Below are 962 nucleotides of genomic sequence, written 5' to 3'. Positions count from 1 at the left end.
TGGTGCCGTCTGCGGAAGCAACGATTTCGGCGCCCAACTTCAGCACGCCACCCAAACTTAATCTTCATATTTATAAGTCATATGCAAGCCGGAGACGTAGTTGCCATTAATGGGAAATCGCTTCATCCAGGCATCTACGATATCGACCTAGTTAATACCCATAAAATAACAAAGCACCTCACACATGGATAGCACACTAATTAAAAGCTGATTAACTTTTCCACTCCCCTTCGCCATTCATCGTCACGCAGAAGAAAAAATTCAACTTTCTCGAAAGCGGGTGACTCCCACTAATACAGCCATCACGGCGGTGGATACATTTTTTGATCGATTGACGATTGCTGATAGGAGATAGTAATGAACTACGAAGATCGCGATACCTATGGCATGTACAAAACCAACCTTCTGCGAGATGCCGACTCCGAGGAACAGGGGCCTGGCCCGGACCTGATGGGGGCAGACACACTCATTGGAAATGATGTTTATAACCATAATGAAGAAGACTTGGGGGATATTAAGGAAATCATGCTGGATGTTCGCAACGGTAGAGTGAGTTATGCCGTTCTATCTTTTGGTGGCTTTCTTGGCATGGGAGAAAAATTGTTTGCGGTACCCTGGAATGCATTGACACTCGACACAGTAAATAAGCGCTTCGTCCTAAATGTAGAGAAAGAACGCTTGGAAAATGCACCAGGCTTTGACAAGGACAATTGGCCTAATATGGCCGACGAGACTTGGGCAACAGAAATCCATTCTTTCTATGGAACTAAACCCTTCGATTACGATACTGTTCAGAGACAAAATATCGACCAAATCTAACTGCTATATCCAAAACGAAGAGTGATGCGCGCTGAGCAAACAACGACCTATTAAGATTGGTCGTTAGGGGTGCCAAACCCTAAGGCGCGCATTACGGTAAAGAAGGTTTTGTCGACAGAAAACCAATCCCCACAAAAAAGCCC

The 962-nt window shown here is 45.0% G+C and carries 1 protein-coding gene; it reads left to right on the top strand.

The window, feature by feature from the left end; translation table 11 throughout:
• The first annotated feature begins 357 nt into the window (after positions 1-357).
• Complete coding sequence (locus PMI18_RS22515) at positions 358-819, top strand: PRC-barrel domain-containing protein (RefSeq protein WP_007897291.1); 462 nt, start codon at positions 358-360, stop codon at positions 817-819.
• Positions 820-962: the final 143 nt, after the last annotated feature.

Origin of the sequence: Pseudomonas sp. GM102 (genome assembly GCF_000282555.1) — a bacterium.
Classification (GTDB): Bacteria; Pseudomonadota; Gammaproteobacteria; order Pseudomonadales; family Pseudomonadaceae; genus Aquipseudomonas.
The sequence above is the reverse complement of the archived record's forward strand: the minus strand, read 5'-3'. Positions and strand labels throughout refer to the sequence as shown.